The organism is Actinomycetospora soli (genome assembly GCF_021026295.1).
In the GTDB taxonomy this organism is placed as follows: Bacteria; Actinomycetota; Actinomycetes; order Mycobacteriales; family Pseudonocardiaceae; genus Actinomycetospora; species Actinomycetospora soli.
In genome coordinates, this window is the sequence record NZ_JAJNDA010000004.1 from 175491 (window position 1) to 194887 (window position 19397).

The 19397-nt window shown below is 73.7% G+C and carries 17 protein-coding genes, 1 tRNA gene and 1 other RNA gene; 4 read left to right on the forward strand and 15 right to left on the reverse strand.

Annotated elements, in window-relative coordinates; translation table 11 throughout:
- Window positions 1-2 precede the first annotated feature (2 nt).
- On the reverse strand, window positions 3-347 hold the full coding sequence (gene clpS, locus LN037_RS07850; protein ID WP_230751385.1) for an ATP-dependent Clp protease adapter ClpS: 345 nt from the start codon (window positions 345-347) through the stop codon (window positions 3-5).
- Window positions 348-433: 86 nt separating this feature from the next.
- On the opposite strand from clpS, the gene LN037_RS07855 reads away from it, so the two are divergent.
- Entirely contained in the window at window positions 434-1717 is a 1284-nt protein-coding gene (locus LN037_RS07855) for a nicotinate phosphoribosyltransferase (RefSeq protein WP_230751386.1), read from the forward strand.
- A 5-nt stretch (window positions 1718-1722) separates the two neighbouring features.
- Here the strand turns inward: LN037_RS07855 and LN037_RS07860 are convergent, their stop codons facing one another.
- Window positions 1723-2595: an LLM class flavin-dependent oxidoreductase gene (locus LN037_RS07860; RefSeq protein ID WP_230751387.1), complete on the reverse strand. Its 873-nt coding sequence runs from the start codon at window positions 2593-2595 to the stop codon at window positions 1723-1725.
- Between the two features lie 82 nt (window positions 2596-2677).
- Here LN037_RS07860 and LN037_RS07865 point away from each other — a divergent pair, with 82 nt between their 5' ends.
- Window positions 2678-3244 (forward strand): isochorismatase family protein, encoded by a 567-nt coding sequence (locus LN037_RS07865; RefSeq protein WP_230751388.1) that lies wholly within the window; start codon window positions 2678-2680, stop codon window positions 3242-3244.
- Between the two features lie 34 nt (window positions 3245-3278).
- On the opposite strand, the gene LN037_RS07870 is transcribed toward LN037_RS07865, so the two are convergent.
- Window positions 3279-3506, reverse strand: coding sequence for a hypothetical protein (locus LN037_RS07870; RefSeq protein ID WP_230751389.1), 228 nt, complete (start codon window positions 3504-3506; stop codon window positions 3279-3281).
- A 323-nt stretch (window positions 3507-3829) separates the two neighbouring features.
- On the opposite strand from LN037_RS07870, the gene LN037_RS07875 reads away from it, so the two are divergent.
- Window positions 3830-4843: a fatty acid desaturase family protein gene (locus tag LN037_RS07875; RefSeq protein ID WP_230751390.1), complete on the forward strand. Its 1014-nt coding sequence runs from the start codon at window positions 3830-3832 to the stop codon at window positions 4841-4843.
- Between the two features lie 82 nt (window positions 4844-4925).
- Window positions 4926-6983 carry an ATP-dependent DNA helicase gene (locus LN037_RS07880; protein ID WP_305058222.1) on the forward strand — a complete coding sequence of 686 codons (2058 nt, stop codon included), beginning with the start codon at window positions 4926-4928 and terminating at the stop codon, window positions 6981-6983.
- Window position 6984: 1 nt separating this feature from the next.
- Here LN037_RS07880 and LN037_RS07885 read toward each other — a convergent pair whose 3' ends face one another.
- The 12 genes from LN037_RS07885 to smpB all read right to left on the reverse strand — a co-directional run bounded on the left by LN037_RS07885 (window position 6985) and on the right by smpB (window position 19286).
- Entirely contained in the window at window positions 6985-7833 is an 849-nt protein-coding gene (locus LN037_RS07885) for an ATP-grasp domain-containing protein (RefSeq protein WP_230751391.1), read from the reverse strand.
- 5 nt (window positions 7834-7838) lie between these two features.
- Window positions 7839-8606: a peptidyl-tRNA hydrolase gene (locus LN037_RS07890; protein ID WP_230751392.1), complete on the reverse strand. Its 768-nt coding sequence runs from the start codon at window positions 8604-8606 to the stop codon at window positions 7839-7841.
- Entirely contained in the window at window positions 8593-9810 is a 1218-nt protein-coding gene (gene serB / locus LN037_RS07895; protein ID WP_230751607.1) for a phosphoserine phosphatase SerB, read from the reverse strand. The genes LN037_RS07890 and serB overlap by 14 nt, the downstream gene beginning before the upstream one ends.
- A 65-nt stretch (window positions 9811-9875) precedes the next feature.
- On the reverse strand, window positions 9876-11633 hold the full coding sequence (gene ctaD / locus LN037_RS07900; protein ID WP_230751393.1) for an aa3-type cytochrome oxidase subunit I: 1758 nt from the start codon (window positions 11631-11633) through the stop codon (window positions 9876-9878).
- Between the two features lie 230 nt (window positions 11634-11863).
- A tRNA-Ala gene (locus LN037_RS07905) sits at window positions 11864-11936 on the reverse strand.
- A 64-nt stretch (window positions 11937-12000) separates the two neighbouring features.
- The gene (locus tag LN037_RS07910) at window positions 12001-12741 is read right to left on the reverse strand and encodes a DsbA family protein (RefSeq protein WP_230751394.1); all 741 of its coding nucleotides are present in this window, start codon (window positions 12739-12741) and stop codon (window positions 12001-12003) included.
- Between the two features lie 23 nt (window positions 12742-12764).
- On the reverse strand, window positions 12765-14327 hold the full coding sequence (locus tag LN037_RS07915; protein ID WP_230751395.1) for a cryptochrome/photolyase family protein: 1563 nt from the start codon (window positions 14325-14327) through the stop codon (window positions 12765-12767).
- Window positions 14324-15541 (reverse strand): MFS transporter, encoded by a 1218-nt coding sequence (locus LN037_RS07920; protein ID WP_230751396.1) that lies wholly within the window; start codon window positions 15539-15541, stop codon window positions 14324-14326. The genes LN037_RS07915 and LN037_RS07920 overlap by 4 nt, the downstream gene beginning before the upstream one ends.
- 106 nt (window positions 15542-15647) lie before the next feature.
- Window positions 15648-17300, reverse strand: a complete 1653-nt coding sequence (locus LN037_RS07925) for a protein kinase family protein (RefSeq protein WP_230751397.1) — start codon at window positions 17298-17300, stop codon at window positions 15648-15650.
- 209 nt (window positions 17301-17509) lie between these two features.
- Window positions 17510-17888: a transfer-messenger RNA gene (gene ssrA, locus LN037_RS07930) on the reverse strand.
- A gap of 55 nt (window positions 17889-17943) precedes the next feature.
- Window positions 17944-18879, reverse strand: coding sequence for an amidohydrolase family protein (locus tag LN037_RS07935; protein WP_230751398.1), 936 nt, complete (start codon window positions 18877-18879; stop codon window positions 17944-17946).
- Window positions 18876-19286 carry an SsrA-binding protein SmpB gene (gene smpB, locus LN037_RS07940; protein ID WP_230751608.1) on the reverse strand — a complete coding sequence of 137 codons (411 nt, stop codon included), beginning with the start codon at window positions 19284-19286 and terminating at the stop codon, window positions 18876-18878. The genes LN037_RS07935 and smpB overlap by 4 nt, the downstream gene beginning before the upstream one ends.
- Between the last annotated feature and the right edge of the window lie 111 nt (window positions 19287-19397).

Sequence of the window (19397 nt, forward strand, 5' to 3'; positions counted from 1 at the left end):
GATCACGACGACCGCTGCATCGTCGCCCACAGGCCCGCCGCGTGGAGCTTCGCGACGTCGCCCTCGACCTTCTCCCGGCTGCCCGACGACACCGTCGCCCGACCCTTCTGATGCACGTCCATCATCAGCGCGGTGGCCTTCTGCTTGTCGTAGCCGAAGATTTTCTGGAACACGTAGGTGACGTAGGACATCAGGTTGACCGGGTCGTTCCACACGATCGTCTGCCACGGGGTGTCGGCGCCGACGAGCTCGTCGGGCAACTCCTCGACCGTGGGCGCCGGCTCCACCGGCGCCGAGAGGGCAGGGAGACGCAGCGCAGCGGAGCTCGACCCGGTGGCACGGCGCATGTCCCCATCGTCTCAGTCGACCGGCGGGTGCTGCATCCAGCCCGACGGGTCCGGCTCCGCTGCGCTGCGCGTCCTAAGCTGACCAGATGACGGGCGGCACCGCGCTCATGACCGACCAGTACGAGCTGACGATGCTCGACGCGGCCCTGGCCGACGGCACCGCCGATCGGCGGGCCACGTTCGAGGTGTTCGCCCGCTCGCTGCCGCACGGCCGGCGCTACGGCGTGGTCGCGGGCACCGCGCGGGTCCTCGACTCGCTCGCGCGGTTCGCCTTCGGCGACGACGAGCTCGCGGCGCTGCGCGCGACGGGCGCGCTCTCCGAGCGGGTGCTCGACCACCTCGCGGGCTTCCGCTTCCGCGGCGACGTCGTCGGCTACCCCGAGGGCGAGCTGTACTTCCCGGGCTCCCCCGTGCTGTCGGTCTCCGGCTCCTTCGCCGAGTGCGTGCTGCTCGAGACGCTCGTGCTCTCGATCCTCAACCACGACTGCGCGATCGCCTCCGCCGCGGCGCGGATGACGACGGCGGCGGCGGGTCGCCGGCTCATCGAGATGGGATCACGGCGCACCCACGAGGAGGCCGCGGTCGCGAGCGCCCGCGCCGCCTACCTCGCGGGCTTCGACGCGACCTCGAACCTCGAGGCCGCCGCCCGCTACGGGGTCCCGACGACGGGGACCTCGGCCCACGCCTTCACCCTGCTGCACGACACGGAGGAGGAGGCGTTCCGCGCGCAGGTGGCCGCGCTCGGGGTCGGGACCACGCTGCTCGTCGACACCTACGACATCACCGAGGGCATCGACACGGCGGTCCGCGTGGCCGGCCCGGAGCTCGGCGCGGTCCGCATCGACTCCGGTGACCTCGGCGTCATGGCGCAGCGCGCCCGCCAGCAGCTCGACTCGCTCGGGGCCACGCGGACGCGCGTGGTGCTCTCCGGGGACCTCGACGAGCACGCGATCGCCGGCCTGCGGGCCGAGCCGGTCGACGCGTACGGGGTGGGTACGTCGGTCGTCACCGGCTCCGGCGCCCCCACCGCGGGGATGGTCTACAAGCTCGTCGAGGTCGACGGGCGGCCGGTGGCCAAGCGGTCGTCGTCGAAGGAGTCGCGGGGCGGCGCGAAGTCCGCCGTGCGCCGCCACCGCCCGACCGGCACGGCCGTGGAGGAGGTCGTGCACCGGCGCGACCACTCCGTGTCGATCGGCGAGCACGACCGCGTGGTGCCGATCGACCTGGTGAAGGCCGGCGAGCAGGTGGCCGGGCTGCCGTCGTTGACCGAGGCCCGCGAGCACCTGCGTCGCAACCTCGTCGCGATCCCGTGGGAGGGTCTCAAGCTCTCGCGGGGCGAGCCGGCGATCCCGACGACGTTCGTGCCCTGACCCGGTCAGTCCAGCTGCGGGCGGATCTCCGTCGCGAACCGGCCGAGCAGCTCCCGGCCCGGCCCGACGTCGTCCCGGATGGCCGGGACGATCAGTTCGTCGAGGCCCGCCTCACGCCACCGCCCGATGGTGTCGACGATCTGCGCCACCGATCCCGCGACGACCGGGGAGCGGGACCCGGGCGCCGTCCCGTCGATCAGGAACACGGCCTGGGTGGACCGCCGGATCTCCCGCGGGTCCCGGCCGATCCGCTCGCAGTGCTCGTCGAGGACGGCCGACTTGTGGGCGAACACCTCGGGGGTGGACCAGGTGTTCCACTCGTCGGCCCACCGGGCGACCACGCCGAGCATCCGCTGCTCGCCGGATGCCCCGATCAGCAGCGGTATCCGGTCCGCCGCGGGCACCTGCGGGGCGTCCGTGACGGTGTAGTGGTCGCCGGTCACGGTGGTCCGGTCCCGGCGCAGGAGGCCGTCGAGCACGGCGAGGGCCTCCTCGAACCGGTCGATCCGTTCCCGGACCGGGCCCAGCGGGATCCCGTAGGCGGCGTGCTCGTTGAGCTGCCAGCCCGCCCCCACCCCGAGGACGAGACGCCCACCGGACAGGTCCGAGGTCGTCGCGGCGATGTTCGCGAGGACCGCCGGGTGCCGGTAGGTGATGCCCGCGACCAGGCTGCCGAGCCGCACCCGGGGGACCGCGGTGGCGAGCCCCGCCAGCACCGAGAAGCAGTCCCGGAGCGCGACGTCGGACCGCTCCTCGGTCCCGGTGTTGCCCATGAAGTGGTCGGCCGCCCAGATCCCGTCGTAGCCGGCGGACTCCACCTCCCGCGCGACGGCGACGAGGTCCGGGGCCGACCAGGTGGGGGCCAGCCAGGCGCTCACGGCGAGACTCGACACCGGGCGAGCAGATCACGGGGCCGCGCGAGGGGCAAACCGCGGACCCGGCCCTCGATAGGCTGACGACATGACCCGCGCGCTGATCGTGGTGGACGTCCAGCTCGACTTCTGCGAGGGCGGCTCCATGGGCGTCGCCGGTGGGGCGGCGACGGCCGCGGCGATCACCCGCCACCTCGCGGCGGAGCACGGTCGCTACGCCCACGTCGTCGCCAGCCGCGATTACCACGAGGACCCGGGCGCGCACTTCGCCGAGCAGCCCGACTTCGTGGACAGCTGGCCCGTGCACTGTCGGGTCGGCGAGCCCGGGGCGGCATTCCACCCTGAGCTCGACGTGTCGCGGATCGAGGAGGTCTTCTCGAAGGGCCGACACACGGCCGCCTACTCGGCGTTCGAGGGCACGTCCGAGTCCGGCGAGCGCCTCGTCGACTGGCTGCGCAACCGCGGCGTCGACCTGGTCGAGGTGGTCGGGATCGCCACGGACCACTGCGTGCGCGCCACCGCGGTCGACGCCGCGGCCGAGGGCTTCTCGACGACGGTGCTGCTCGACCTGACCGCCGGCGTCGCGCCGGGGACGACGGAATCCGCGTGCAGCACGATGCGCGAGGCGGGCGTCGTGCTCGCCCGTGCGTCCTGACACCTCCGTCGAGGTCCCCCGCGCTCCGGGTCGGTCAGCCGCTCCCGGGCCCGACGTACGGGGCCGGGGCCGGGCCGGGCAGACCGGCCGCGTCGTGCAGGCCGAGCATGCCGAGCAGCTCTCGGCAGTCCTCGACGCCGCTGCTGCGGGCGGCCACGACCCGCGCGGCGCGCACGCGGGCCGCTTCGGAGGCCTCCGCCTGCTCCGCCTGCGTCTCCGCGAGCCGGAGCTCGGGCGCGGTCGAGCGCGGGCGCGCGGTCACCGGACACCCGCCGTCGGGACGGGGGAGGTCGCACGTGCTGGTCCCGACATCGTCGGCGCCCCGTCCAGGCCGCCCGGCGGCCGGTCTGGCAGATCGTCGGGGACGGCCGGCAGGAGTGCCGGGCTGGAGACCCCGATCCCGACACGGTACCCGTCCTCGGCCGTCTCCGGGTGATCTCCGTCTCGCCGGGTGCGACGGCGCCCGACGGGGCACCATCGGTGTACGCCACCTCGTCGGGTCCCGCGTACGAGGTCGACGGCCTCCTCGACGACCAGGAACGACCGTGCCGCGGTGGAGCGCGCGGTCCACCGGAACGAGGAACCATGACCGTCCACGGCGGCACCGCCCGCACCGAACCGACGTTCACCGAGCTCACGACCCGCATCAAGGCGGCCGACCTGCTGCGGCGCCGGCCCGGGGTCTACGCGACGGTGTTCACGAGCAACCTGCTGCTGCTGGCGGGAACGGTCACCGCCTTCGTCCTGCTCGGTCCGTCGTGGTGGCAGGTCGCCACCGCCGTGGTCCTCGGCCTCACGACGACCCAGCTCGCGTTCGTCGGTCACGACGCCGGGCACCGCCAGATCTTCGCGGGACGCCGGGCCAACGACGTGGTCGGCCACCTCCACGGCTGCCTCGTCGGCATGAGCTTCGGCCAGTGGGTGGCCAAGCACAACAGCCACCACGCCTCGCCCAACCACGCCGACGCCGACCCGGACATCGACATCCCGGTGCTCGCGTTCAGCGTGGAGCAGGCGGCCACGCGGCGTGGCTTCGCGCGCTGGGCCGTCGCGCACCAGGCGGTGCTGTTCCTGCCGCTCCTGCTGCTGGAGGGGTGGAACCTGCACCTCGTGGCGTTGCAGGCGGCGCTGCGCCGGGAGGTGGCGCGCCCGACGCTCGAGATCACGCTGCTCGCCGTGCACGTCGTCGGCTACGCCGCAGCCCTGCTCCTGGTCCTTACGCCGTGGCAGGCCGTCGTGTTCGTGCTCGTCCACCAGGGTGTGTGGGGTCTGTCGATGGGCCTGGCCTTCGCCCCGAACCACAAGGGGATGCCGGTGGTCGCACCGGGTACGCGGCTCGACCACCTGCACAAGCAGGTCCTCACCTCGCGCGACGTGCGCGGCGGCCGCGTCCTGGGCTACCTGCTGGGTGGCCTCGAGCACCAGGTGCCGCACCACCTCTTCCCGCGCATGCCGCGCCCGAACCTGCCGCGGGCGCGGGTGCTCGTCGAGGCGTTCTGCCGCGAGCACGGGCTGCCGTACACCCGGTCCGGCCCCCTGGACTCCTACCGCCAGGTGCTGCGCCACCTCCACGAGGTGTCCGCGCCACTGCGCGGCTGACTGGTCCGGCCGGAGCAATCGTGGCGGTGCCGGGAACCGGACGGCCGCCTCCGTAGTCTGAGCCCCCGAAGGGGGTGCGGGCATGGCACAGCTGACGGAGTCGGTCACGGACACCGCCCCGGTGGCCGACCTGCTCGCCGCCGCCGTCGAGGCGCTGGGCGGCACGGAGCGGACGGGCCAGCAGGAGATGGCGGCCGCCGTCGAGCGTGCCCTGCGGACCGGGGAGCACCTCGCGGTGCAGGCCGGCACCGGCACCGGGAAGTCGCTGGCCTACCTGGTCCCGTCGATCCGGCACGCGCTGGAGGCCGACCAGGCCGTCGTCGTCTCCACCGCCACGATCGCGCTGCAGGCCCAGCTCGTCGACCGTGACCTCCCGCGCCTGACGAAGGCCCTCGAGCCCGTCCTCGGCCGGAGGCCGACGTTCGCGATCCTCAAGGGCCGCGGCAACTACCTGTGCCGTCACAAGATCGAGTCCGGGGCCCAGGCCGAGGACCCGGGCGACGAGCAGCTCTTCGACCCGTTCCAGGTCTCCGCCCTCGGCCGCCAGGTCACCCGGTTGCACGAGTGGGCGGAGCAGACGTCCACCGGCGACCGCGACGAGCTCGTCCCCGGGGTGCCCGACCGCGCCTGGCGTCAGGTCAGCGTCACCGCCCGCGAGTGCCTCGGCGCGTCCCGCTGCCCCGTCGCCGAGGACTGCTTCTCCGAACTCGCGCGGCACAAGGCCGGCGCCGCCGACGTCGTCGTCACCAACCACGCCCTCCTCGCGATCGACGCCATCGAGGGCCGCGCGGTGCTGCCCGAGCACGACGTGGTGGTCGTCGACGAGGCCCACAACCTCGTCGACCGCGTCACCTCCGTCGCCACCGGCGAGCTCACCGGCGCCACCGCCACCGCGGCCGCCCGCCGCTGCGCCAAGCTCGTCGACCAGGCCCTCGCCGACCAGCTCGTCGACGCCGGCGAGGGGCTCGACGCGGTCCTGCTGGACGCGCCCGTCGGCCGCTGGGAGCACCTCCCCGAGCCGGTGGGCCGGATGCTCTCCGCCGTCCGCAACGCCGCGTGGGCGTGCAAGCAGGCGCTCGGCCCGGAGCGGGAGAAGGGCGCCAAGGAGAACGAGGCCGACGCCGCCAACCGCCGGTTCGCGGCCGCGATGGTCGAGGAGGTCCACGACGTCGCGGGTCGCCTGCTCACCGCGTTCGACCGGGAGGACCCCGCGACCCGCCCGGACGTCGTCTGGCTCTCCGAGCGCGAGCTCGGGTCGAGCACCGTCCGGGCCCTGCACGTCGCGCCCCTGTCGGTCGCGGGCCTGCTCGCCCACCGGCTGTTCGGGCAGTCGACCGTCGTCCTCACCAGCGCCACGCTCGTCCTCGGCGGCTCGTTCGACGCCCTCGCCCGGCAGTGGGGGCTGCCGGTCGCGCAGCGCAGCGAGCTCCCCGACGACGGGTCCGGGCACGGCAACGACCCCGCCACCAACCTCGTGTGGCACGGGCTCGACGTCGGGTCGCCCTTCGCGCACGCCAAGGCCGGCATCCTGTACGTCGCCCGCCACCTCCCGCCGCCGGGCCGCGACGGCCTCTCCCCCGCGATGCTAGACGAGATCGACGGGCTCGTGCGCGCCGCCGGCGGGCGCGCCCTCGGCCTGTTCTCCTCGATGCGCGCCGCCAAGCAGGCCACCGAGGACCTGCGCGGGCGCTGGGACGGCACCGTGCTCTGCCAGGGCGAGGACTCGACGAACACCCTCGTGCAGAAGTTCGCCGCGGAGACCGGCAGCGTCCTGTTCGGCACCATCTCGCTCTGGCAGGGCGTCGACGTGCCCGGCGAGTCGCTGCAGCTCGTCATGATCGACCGCATCCCGTTCCCCCGGCCCGACGACCCGCTTGTCGCCGCCCGGCAGCGCGCGGTCGACGCCCGCGGCGGGAACGGCTTCCTCACCGTCTCGGCCACGCACGCCGCGCTGCTGCTCGCCCAGGGCGCGGGGCGCCTCCTGCGCGGCACCGGTGACCGCGGCGTCGTCGCGATCCTCGACTCCCGGGTCGCGACGAAGCAGTACGGCGGTTTCCTGCGGGGCTCGTTGCCGCCGTTCTGGACGACGAACGACCCCGCCGTCGTCCGCGGCGCCCTGGAACGCCTCCGGGGCGACTGACCTACAGCGACGCGAGCAGCGCGTCCGCGAGCCGCCCGGCGGCCTCGGGGGCGCGACGCAGGAACAGCTCGGGCTCGATGAGCTCGAGCTCCATCACCACCGGCTCCCCGTCGATGCGCACGAGGTCCACGCGCGCCGCGTGCACCGGCGCCGGCGCGTGCGCGAGCGCCTGCTCGGCGACGTCGAGCTCGCGCGGCGTCGGCTCGTGGTCCTCCAGCCGCCCGCCGTGCCGCTCGTGCACCAGGAACCCGTCGGCCGCCGGGAACTTCCGCACCGCGTGGGACCAGCGGTCGCCGAGCCGGATCAGCGACACCTCGCCCTCGCTCCCGATCGACTCGACCGCCGGCTGCACCAGGACGTCGACGGTGGCCGCGAGGCCGGCGAGGGTCTCCGAGAGCTCCGGTCCGGTCCCCAGGAACGTCTCCCGGCCGCCCGCCGACACCGCCGGCTTCACCACGACCCGCGCCGGCCCCAGCGGCTCCGGCGTCGACCCCGCGGGCACGAGGCGGGTCGGGACCACCGGCACCCCGGCCGCGGAGAGCTCGACCAGGTAGCGCTTGTGCGAGTTCCACTCGAGCACCTCGAGCGGGTTCTGCAGCGCCGTCCGCGCGGCCACCGCGCGCGCCCACGCCAGGAACTCGTCGCGGCGCCCGGTGTAGTCCCACGTCGTCCGCACCGCCACCAGGTCCGCCGCCGACCAGCCGGCCACGTCGTCCGGGCTGTCCCACGGCTCCACCCGCGCGTCCGCGCCGCGCTCCACCAGGGCCGCGACCAACGGCTGGTTCTCCGCGTCGATGCGTTCGGAGCGCACGCGCGTGCTGGCGACGATCACGGTCGGTCCGGTCGGCATGGTGATCAGCCTCCCGCAGCCACCTGCCCGATGCAGGTGACCGTGCCCGGCGCCACCTCGGTGAAGCCCGCATCGCGCACCGGGGCGACGCCGTGGCGCTCCCAGGCGGCCCGAGGGTCGTCGAGCGCCGCGCACCAGACGTCCCAGTCCGCCGTCGAGGCCGTCCGGACGGCGGGCGTGGCCACCGTGGCCGGGTCGCCGCCGGTCCACGCCACGACCGTCGCGAGGATCATGCTCGCGTGCCCGACCTGGGCGCCCGCCTTGCCGGTCGACTGCTCGACGCGCGGGTTCAGCCAGATCACCGGCCGCCCGGGCTCGACGGGACCGGGGCGGTCGTCAGGAAGGTCCGTCCCGCCGATCTGCAGGCGCCGCACCTCGTGCGGGACGTCGTCCACCGGGCCCGGGACGAGCGCACGGACCAGGTCCGACTCCGTCACGCCCGGCACGTCCTGCACCGCCCGCCAGTGCGAGGTCCGCGCCCGCCGGGCCAGCTTGCGGATCCGACCCGCCCCGCACCAGGCCGCGACCGCGTCGAACCACTCCCCCTCGGGCGCCGAGCGCTCGTCGAGACACAGCGCGAGGGCGGCCGCCGCGGCGGCCTCGAGCAGCGCGGTGGGCGACGGCGGGTCCTGCCGCTCGATGCGCAGGACGACCGGCATCGCCCGCACCGGGCCGTCCGGGTCCTCGTCGACCTCGGGGGCCGGGAGGTCGGTCGCCCACGGGCACACCCGCGCCGCCAGGGGCGCGAGGGCGGTCAGGTCAGAGCGGGACACGGCGCAGGAGACCCTCCGCGGCGTCCGCGACCTCGATCTCGTCGCGGGTCACGCCGAGCACGAACAGAACGGCGTCGAGGAACGGGTACGAGAGCGCCGTGTCGGCCGCTGCCGCGACCACGGGCTTGGCGTTGAACGCGATCCCCAGGCCGGCCGCGGCGAGCATGTCGAGGTCGTTGGCGCCGTCGCCGACGGCCACCGTCTGCTCGATCGGCACGTCGAAGCGGGCCGCGAAGTCCAGCAGCGACCGCGCCTTCCCGGCCCGGTCCACCACCTCGCCGACGACCCGGCCGGTCAGCAGGCCGTCCACGATCTCGAGCTCGTTGGCGGCCGCGTAGTCGAGTCCGAGGTCCTCCACGAGGTAGTCGATGACGTGCGTGAACCCGCCGGAGACCACCCCGCAGCGGTACCCGAGCCGCTTGAGCGTCCGCACCGTGGTGCGGGCGCCGGGAGTCAGCTGGATCTGCGCGGCCACGTCGTCCAGGCACGAGGCGGGCAGGCCCGCCAGGGTCGCGACCCGCCGGTGCAGCGACTCCGCGAAGTCGATCTCCCCGCGCATTGCGGCCTCGGTGACCGCCCGGACCTCGTCCTCGCGCCCGGCGTGGGCGGCGAGCATCTCGATGACCTCGCCCTGGACCAGGGTGGAGTCCACGTCGAAGACGATGAGCCGCTTCGCGCGCTGGGCGATGCCGACCCGCTGGACCGCGACGTCCACGCCCGCCCGCTGGGAGGCGCCGACGAGCGCCTGACGCAGGGCGGTGTCCGTGGGCGGCGACACCCCGGGCACGGAGATGCGCAGCTCGAGACCGGTCACCGGGTAGTCGGCGACGCGGCGCACCCGGTCGATGTTGACCCGCAGCGAGGCGAGCGTCCGGGCCACCTCGGCGAAGTCCGCCGCCGCGATGGGCCGGCCGAGCACCGACACCACGTGCGTCGAGTACGGGTGGACCGAGGAGGCGTCCCCGCCCGTCTCCACCGTCACCGCGAGCCCGAGCGCCGGGATCGCGAGGTCGAGGCTGCGGGCCAGCCGGTTCGGGTCACCGGCGACGCCGACGAGCACCGACAGGGTCAGGTGGCCGTGGATCGTCGCCTGCTGGACGTCGAGCATCTCGGCGCCGTGCTCGGCGAGGACGGTGAAGAGGGTCGCGGACACACCGGGGAAGTCCGGTCCGGTGACCGTGACGAGCAGCGTCGTACGCGCCACCGCCGGGGCGGACTCGTGGTCCGCCCCGGCGGTGTCGTACGCGTGACCGTCCCCCGACGGACGGCTCACTTGTTCCGGGGGTCGCTGCCGGGGAGGTTCTCCTGACCGACCTTGCCCGTGGCCGCCTCACCGATGCTGGCGTGACCGCCACCGATGTGCGCCTCGAGCCGGATCCGCTCCGTGAGGTGCGGGTAGTGCAGCTCGAACGCCGGGCGCTCCGACCGGATGCGGGGCAGCTCGGTGAAGTTGTGCCGCGGCGGCGGGCACGAGGTGGCCCACTCGAGCGAGTTGCCGTGACCCCAGGGGTCGTCGACGTCGACCGGGCGGCCGTAGCGGTAGCTCGCGAAGACGTTCCAGATGAACGGCAGCGTCGAGGCACCGAGGATGAACGCGCCCACGGTCGAGATCGTGTTCAGCGTGGTGAAGCCGTCCGAGGGCAGGTAGTCCGCGTAGCGCCGCGGCATGCCCTCGTTGCCCAGCCAGTGCTGCACGAGGAACGTCGTGTGGAAGCCGATGAACGTGGCCCAGAAGTGGAACTTGCCCAGGCGCTCGTTCATCATCCGGCCGGTCATCTTCGGGAACCAGAAGTAGATGCCGGCGTAGGTGGCGAACACGATCGTGCCGAACAGCACATAGTGGAAGTGCGCCACGACGAAGTACGAGTCCGAGACGTGGAAGTCCAGCGGCGGCGACGCGAGCAGGACGCCGGTGAGACCGCCGAAGAGGAAGGTCACCAGGAAGCCGATGGAGAACAGCATCGGCGTCTCGAAGGTGAGCTGCCCCTTCCACATCGTGCCGATCCAGTTGAAGAACTTGATGCCGGTCGGCACGGCGATCAGGAACGTGGTGAAGGAGAAGAACGGCAGCAGCACGGCACCGGTCGCGTACATGTGGTGCGCCCACACCGCGACCGACAGGGCCGCGATCGACAGCGTCGCGTAGATCAGCGTCTTGTAGCCGAAGATCGGCTTGCGGCTGAAGACCGGGAAGATCTCCGAGACGATGCCGAAGAAGGGCAGCGCGACGATGTAGACCTCGGGGTGCCCGAAGAACCAGAAGAGGTGCTGCCACAGGATGACCCCGCCGTTGGCCGGGTCGAAGAGGTGGGCGCCGAGGTGCCGGTCCGCCAGCAGGCCGAACAGCGCCGCGGTGAGGATCGGGAAGGCCAGCAGCACGAGCACGACCGTCACGAGGATGTTCCACGTGAAGATCGGCATCCGGAACATGGTCATGCCCGGGGCGCGCATGCAGACGATCGTCGTCACGAAGTTGACGCCACCGAGGATGGTGCCCAGACCGGAGACGGCGAGGCCGACGATCCACAGGTCGGCGCCGTAGCCCGGGGTGTACAGCGAGTCCGACAGCGGCGAGTACGCGAACCAGCCGAAGCTGGCGGCGCCGCCGGGGGTGAAGAACCCGGAGACGACCATCGTGCCGCCGAAGAGGAACAGCCAGTACGAGAACGAGTTGAGCCGCGGGAACGCCACGTCGGGCGCACCGATCTGCAGCGGCACGATGTAGTTGGCGAAGCCGAAGAGGATCGGCGTCGCGTACAGCAGCAGCATGATCGTGCCGTGCATGGTGAACAGCTGGTTGTACTGCTCGACCGACAGGATCTGCAGACCCGGCTGCGCGAGCTCGGCCCGCATCAGCAGGGCCATCAGCCCGCCGATGAGGAAGAACGCGAAGGACGTGATCATGTAGAGGATCCCGATGTCCTTGGGATCCGTCGTCTTGAGCATCCGGCCGATGAACGAACCGCGCTTGGTCTCCCGCGCCGGGTACGGCGTGGTCGCGATCGGCTTGGGTGCGACGGCCGTCACGTCTGCCTCCTACCCACGGCAACTGCCTCCTGATCGACGGCGCTCGGGTGCGTCGTCCTCGACCCGGCGATCGTAACCGCCGGGGAGCCCGGTGGCTCACCGGGAGACAGTATCTCCGACGCCCTGTCGTACGACACCGGGGCGACGGTGTCCGGGGACACCGCGAGGGCGCCCCGGGACACGACGAAGGCCCGCCGACCAGGTGGTCGACGGGCCTTCGTGTCCGTGGGTGGAGCTGAGGGGACTCGAACCCCTGACCCTCACACTGCCAGTGTGATGCGCTACCAGCTGCGCCACAGCCCCAACGCGACGGAACGCTACACGGCGGGTGAACGCCCGCCGTCAGGGGGGTGGGTGATCAGCCGGATCAGCCCAGGGCCGCGGCGAACTGCGGGTCGTTCGGCTGCACGAGCCGGCCGTCGACCACCACGGTCGGCGTGCCGAAGCCGGTGCTGCCGCCGGAGGTCTGCTGCAGCGCGGGGTTCGTCGAGGCCTGCTGGTAGTTCTGCGCCACCGCCGCGCTGTAGGTGCCGTTGCGGACGCAGGACTCGTAGTCGCCGCCGGCCCCGGAGTTCCTCCCGAGGGTGACGAGGTCGTCCACGGTGTACCCGGCACCGCCCTCGGAGGGCTGGCGGTCGTAGAGGGTCTTGTGCAGCGTCGGGAAGGCCCCGTTCTGCGCGGCGCAGATCAGCGCGTTGCCGCCGAGCGTGGAGTAGCCGGGCGGGTTCGAGCTCTGCTCGAGCAGGTTGACCATGTGGTAGCGCACGGTGATGCGCCCGGTGTTCAGCGCGTCCGTGATCCGCTCGCCGTACACCGACTCGAACTGCTTGCACGCCGGGCAGAGCGCGTCCTCGTAGACGTCGATCGTCGTGCGCCCGGTCCCGGCGACGATCACCCCGTCCTGCACGGTCGTCCGGTAGCTCGCGTTCACCGGCGTCACCGGCTGGTTCACCGGGAGGGCGGCGTCCCGGTTGGCCTGCGCGGAGATCACCGCGACGGCGATCACCCCGACCAGGACCAGGAGGGTGACGACGGCGATGATCGTGGGGGTCCGGGACCGACCGACCGTCGGGGCACTTCCGCGCCCCCGTGCGCGCTGCTTGGCCATGGGTCAACCGTAGCCAGCGTCGATCAGAACGCCGTACGGCCCTTCTCCTGCTCCAGCAGCGCGTCCAGGTCCTTGAGCCGGTCCATCGTCGCGACGGCCCGCGCGGTGCGCTGGTTGGCGCGCAGCAGGTCCTGGTGCCGGTGCACGAACTGCCAGTAGCCCGCCGTGAAGGGACACGCCTTCTCGCCGACCCGCACCTTCGGGTCGAAGGCGCAGCCGCCGCAGTGGTCGGTCATCCGGTTGAGGTAGGCCCCGCCGGAGGCGTACGGCTTCGTCGCGAGCCGCCCGCCGTCGGCGTGCTGGCTCATCCCCACGACGTTGGGCGGCATCACCCAGGCGAAGCCGTCGACGAACGAGGTGGTGAACCACTCGGCCAGGTCGCTCGGCCGGTAGCCCCGCTGCAGGGCGAAGTTGCCGAGGATCATCAGGCGCGGGATGTGGTGGGTCCAGCCCCGGTCGCGCACCTCGTCGAGCGTGTGCCCGAGGCAGGCGGCGGTCACCGCGTCGCCGTCCAGCCCGGTCCACCAGTCCGGGAGCTCCGCCCGGGCCCCCAGCTCGTTGCTGCGGTGGTAGTCCCGGCCGAAGTGCCAGAACAGGTGCCAGATGTACTCGCGCCAGCCGAGGATCTGCCGGACGAAGCCCTCGACGGAGTTCAGCCGGGCGTCGCCGGACTGGTAGGCCTCCTCGGCCGCGTGGACGGCGTCGAGGGGGTGCAGCACCCCGAGGTTGAGCGGGACCGAGAGCAGCGAGTGCGCCATGGTCCAGTCGCCGGCCATCACGGCGTCCTCGTACGGGCCGAACGGGTCGAGCCGGTGGTCGACGAAGCGCTTCAGGGCGTGCCGGGCCTCGGTCGGGGTGACCGCGAACAGGCGCGGGCCGTCGGCGCCGACCGTCGGCAGGTCGAGGTCGTCGAGGTCGTGGCGCACGCGCTCGTCGATGTCGTCCTCGGTGGGCCACCACGGCTCCTTGACGCCGAGCGTCGTGCCCTTCGGGGGCTCCTCCCGGTTCTCGTGGTCGAGGTTCCACTTCCCGCCGACCGGCGCGTCCGCGCCCTCCATGAGCACGTCGAAGCGTCGCCGCTGGTTGCGGTAAAAGTTCTCCATCGTGAAGGAGCGGTCCTCGCCGGCCCACGCGGCGAACTCCGCCCTCGAGCGCGCGAACGTCGTGGTCGGCAGCACCGCCGCGACGAGGCCCTCGGCGTGCAGGGCGTCCACGAACTCCGCGGCCGCCCAGGACGTCGGCTCGTGCACGACGACGGGTCGGTCGACCTGCTCGAGCGCCTCCCGGTAGGTCCGGGTCCGGTGGTAGGTGGAGCGGTCGCCGAGGTGGTCGTCGAGGTGGCGCATCCCGGAGAGCAGCAGGTGCAGCTTCTGGCGGTGGTAGCGGCGGCGACGCAGCACCGCCTCGGACTCCACGAGCACGACCTCGCGCTGCGCGTGCTGCGGCAGCCCGTACACCGCCGGGCCGAGCTGGTCGCCGAAGCACCACAGCGGCGCGTCGTCGGGCACGCCGTCGAGGGCCGCGTCGATCGTCTCGCCGTAGATCCCGACGACCCCGTCCGGCACGCTCTTCGGTCCGATGCTCACGCCGGGCGGGTGCCCTCCTCCTCCACCGACGAACCGGTGCGGGTCGGCAGCCACACGACCAGGGCGAGGACGGCCACCGCGCCGGAGACGCCGAACGCGACGCCGAACCCGAACCGCTCGGCGAGGGCGCCGGCGGCGATCGGCCCGACGATCGTGCCGATGTCGGTGGCCATCTGGAACCCGGACAGGGCCGGTCCTCCGGAGCGCCGGGAACCGACCAGGTCGGCCACGGCCGCGCCCTGCGCGGGCTGGAGGAGCCCCGCACCCGCGCCCGCCACGAGCGAGGCGACGAGCAGCACCCCGAGGTCGGGCAGGATCCCGAGCGCCGCCGTGCCCAGCGCGACCAGCGCGAGCCCCGCGATCACCACGGGTCGCCGTCCCCGGCGGTCGGAAAGCCCGCTCGTCGCCAGGAGCATGGCGCCGTCCCCGACGGCGAAGACCGTCAGCGCGACCCCGGCCCACACCGGCTCCCGCACGAGCGCGACGGCGACGAACAGCGGCACGAGCCCCACCCGGACGCCCTGCACGGCCCACCCGGTGGCGAGCCCGGAGGCGAGGGCCGCCCGGTAGGTCGGGGACCGCAGCGCGCCGACCAGGGTCAGCGGCGGCACCGACGGGTCCTCCGGGCGCCGCCGCAACCCGCTGGACCGGGCGAGCAGACCCCCGACGACGACCGTGGCCACCACCAGCGCTCCCGCGTAGACGAGGAACGGGGCCCGGATGTCGACCGCGACGAGACCGCCGCCGAGCACGGGCCCGCTGATGCCGCCGAGCAGGAACGAGCCGGTGAACAGCCCGCTGACCTGGCCTCGCCGACCCTCGGGGGCGAGCCGGAAGATCAACGAGAAGGCCGAGACGGTGAACATCGTCGACCCGATGCCCCCGAGGCCGCGGTAGACGAGCAGCTGCACGTAGCTGGTGGCGAGCGCGCACGCGCCGGTCGAGGCGGCGACGACGAGCAGGCCGGTCAGGTACATCGCACGCTCGCCGACCCGGGCCACGAGCCGCCCCGAGACGGGGGCGAACAGCAGCCGCAGGACGGGCAGGGCACTGACCACCGCCGCCGCGGCGGTCACCCCGACCCCGAAGCTCTGCGCGAACACCGGCAGGGCCGGCGCCACGATGCCGTACCCGGCCGCCACGAGGAAGCTGCCCGCCAGCAGCGCCCAGACCTCCCAGGGCAGCGCGGCTCGCCGCTCGGCCGCGACGGACATCGACGTCCTCTCCGGCGGTGGTCCGCCCCTCCGATCGACGCCCGCCGACGCTACGCCGGGCCGTTCCCGACGGCGGGTCGGGCCGGTCCCGGGACGAGGGCGCGGGTCAGAACGTGCCGAAGGCCAGCAGCGCGTTCGCCTGCGCGGGCACCGGGGTGACCGTCGTCGTGGTCGTCGGGGCGACCGGCGGGGTCCCGCCGACGGGCGGCGTGGGACCGGTGCCCGGGCCCGTCGGCGTGCCCGGCGCCGACGTGGTGGAGCCGGGCGCCGTGGTGGTGCTCCCGGGCCCCGTGCTCGGCGTACCGGGCATCGTCGTGCCCGGCACGGTCGTCGAGGAGGTCGGCGGCACCGTGGGCGTCGTCGTCGTGGGCCGCGTCGGCGGCGTGGTGCTCGGCGTGGTGCTCGGCGGCCCGTCCGGGTCGGTCGGGTCGGTCGGGTCGGTCGGACGGGTCGGGTCGCTCGACGGCACGGGTTCGGCCGGTGTCGTCGTCCCGGGCGTCGTCGTCTCCTCCGGGGCGGGCGCCTCGTCGGGCGTGCGCGTGGAGGTCTCGGCGGCGCGGGTCCACGGCCCCGCGTCGTCGTCCGAGGCCTCCGACGACCCCGACCCGCCGTCGTCGGAGGCCGGGAGTGCGGGGCCGAACGCCGGGAAGCCGGGCACCGCCGCGGGGATCGCGAGGCTCGGACCGACCTCGGCCTGCGGGATCTGGCGCACCACCTGCGACTCCCCCGCCCAGATCACCAGACCCGACGCGAGCGCCAGGGTCGCGGTGGCGGCGGCGAGGACACCGGCGCGCCGGGCGCGGCGGCCGGGGCCGGGCACGACGGCGAACGGGGTCACGCCCGACAGGCCGTGGGCCCGCACGGCCGGTCCCACGGCGACGGCGGCGCCGACGGTCGGTCCGGTGTCACCCGGCGTCACCGGGCTCTCCGACCACGAGGCGACCACCGGCACGAGGCGGGCGGCGGCGGTCTCGTCGGTGACGGGGGTGTCGTCCCGGCCGAGCCGGACGAGCCGTTCGGAGAGGGCCGCGGCCGACGGCGGCAGGTCGGTGTCGGCGTCGCGCAGGAGGGCGAGCAGGCGCTCGGCGTCGCCGTCGCCGTCCGGGGCGAGGCCCACGACGTCGGCGAGGGTCCGCGCCAGGGCCCGGACGTCCGCGGCGCGCCGCGCGGGCGCGTCGGACGTCTCGGACACGACCGGCAGCGGTCCGGACAGGGAGGCGGTGAGCCCGACGAGCCAGGCCTCCGCGCCCGCCCGGTTCACCAGGATGCTGGCCGGACCGATCGCGCCGTGCTCCACGTGGTGGGCGTGCGCGTGGGCGAGGGCGGACGCGAGCTGAGCGCCCATGCGGGCCAGGTCGGCGGCCGGCAGCGGGCCCTCGCGCAGCACCACCGGCAGCGGCTCGCCGGCGACGCTCTCCAGCACCAGGGTGCTCTCGGTGTCCGGGGCGAGGCCGTCGACGTCGTAGACCTCGAGCAGGTGCGGGTGGTGGAGGCGGGCGAGGTGGCGGACCTGCTCGATGCGGTCGGACAGGGCGTCGCCCGTGGCGGGCGGCAGGGTGACGAGCCGGACCTCGCGGCCGAGGACCTCGTCGACCCCGCGCACCGCCGCGTCGGCGGCGCCACCGACGAGGACCTCGGTGGGGGTGTCGGTGCCGTCGGCGCCCTCGGTGTCGGGACGGACACCCTCCGTGTCGACATGGGGGTCGCGGTCACCGTCTCGGGTCGAACCGGTCGTCTCGACCGTGTCGTCGGCGGTCACGACGCTCCCCCTGCCTCACGGCGTGCAGCACTGGTGCCAACCAGCTACCTCGGCCGGGTGACCGTATCTCCCCGGGCGGGTGGTGGTCGACACCGTTCACCGACTCCGGCACGCGACATGGATCTCGGTGTCGGACCGGACGCGGCGGGACGTCGCGCCCACCGCATGACGAAGGCCGGAGAGCGATCCGCTCTCCGGCCTCGTCGTGGGGGTGGAGGTGCCGGGAATCGAACCCGGGTCCTCCGAACACCTGTCAGGACTTCTCCGTGCGCAGTCTGCTACGTCTCTGCTCGGGTCCACCGGATGCGCAGACACACCGGTGTGACGACCCCAGTCGCTGTTCGATGTCCCACCGGGCCCCGCGACCGGGCCCGGAGGTGGAGTCCCCTAGCTGATGCCGGCGACCGGGTCGGGAACGAACCCGGGCCGACAGAGTCCAACCTCGCTACTTAGGCAGCGAGCTGGAACTCGCGCTGAGTACTGTTCTCGGCGCTTATTTCTTTGCGACGGGTGGTTATCGAGATCATCGTCGCCTTCCTCGGCACGCTTCCCCTGATCAACCGCTCGGAGTCGAAACCAGTCACCCCCTTCTCCCCCCGGTTCCCGGAGGGACTGCCCATCATAACGCCCGCCGGGCCCGCGATCATCCGTGGCGCAGCAACGCGGCCGGTGCGTCGTACAGCACGCTCCGGAGGAAGCCCTCGCCGAGCCGGTCGTCGGCGGCGGCCCAGCCGCGGATCGCCTCCAGCTGGCGCCAGTAGCCGTACGGGATGTTCGGGAAGTCGGTGCCGAGCACCACGCGTCCCGCCCCGGAGAGGTCGGCGAGCCGCGCGGCCCAGTCCCGCGGCAGCGGCGCGAAGGCCTCGGTGAACGGCGTGCCGACCATCGTGGTGTCCAGCCGGACCGCCGGGTGGCGCTCGACGAGGGCGAGCGCGGCCTCGTAGTCGGGCAGGCCCGCGTGGGCGAGCACCAGCGGCAGGCGCGGGTGCCGGTCCATCACCTCGCCGATGATCTCGATGCCGGTGTGCCGGCCCGGGATGGGCCCGTCGCCGCAGTGCGCGATCACCGGGATGCCCGCCTCCGCGAGCAGGCCCCAGGCCGGGTCGAGCAGGTCGTCGCGCGGGTCGTAGCCGCCGACCTGCACGTGTGCCTTCACCAGCCGGGCCCCGCGCTCGACCGCGTCACCGAGGTAGGTCGTCACCGACTCCTCGGGGAACAGGGTGGCCGTCGGCACCGCCTCGGGGACCTCGGCCGCCCACTCGAGCGCCCAGCCGCACAGCCACGCCGCCATGTCGGGCTTGTGCGGGTAGGCCAGCGGGGCGAACGCCTCGACGCCGAACGAGCGCAGCCGGGCCAGGCGCTCGTCCTCGGGCAGGCGGTAGTGGATCGGCCAGTCGTAGCCGTAGTGCGCCACGGCGTCGTCGAAGTAGGCCCAGACCTTCTGCAGCATCCGGTCGGGCAGGAAGTGGACGTGCACGTCGACCAGCCCCGACCGGCCGTCGGGACCGAGCCCGAGGGACCGGACCCAGCCGGCGACGTCCTCGTCCGAGGCCAGCGGCGCCTCGAGCGCCGGGGTCACCACCCCTTGATCCGACGACCGACGATCCGCTCCGCCTCGCGCTTGGCGTCGCGCTCGGCCATCGCCTGGCGCTTGTCGTGCGCCGCCTTGCCCTTGACCAGCGCGAGCTCGACCTTGCACAGCCCGCCGGAGAAGTAGACCGACAGCGGCACGAGGGTCATGCCGCCCTCGCGGGTCTTCCCGATCAGGCGCTCGATCTCGCCGCGGTGCAGCAGCAGCTTGCGGTGCCGGCGCGGCTCGTGGTTGGTCCAGGAGCCGTAGTCGTACTCCTGGATGTGCAGCCCGCGCAGCCACACCTCGCCGTCGGTGACGGTGGCGAAGGCGTCGGCGAGCGAGACCCGCCCGGCGCGCAGGCTCTTCACCTCGGTGCCCTGCAGGGCGATGCCGGCCTCGTAGACGTCGATCACCGAGTAGTCGTGCCGGGCCTTGCGGTTGGTGGCGACGACCTTGCGTCGCTCCTCGGGCCGGTTGGAGCTGGCCTTCTTCTGCGCCTTCTCCTTGGAGCGGCCCGAGTCCGT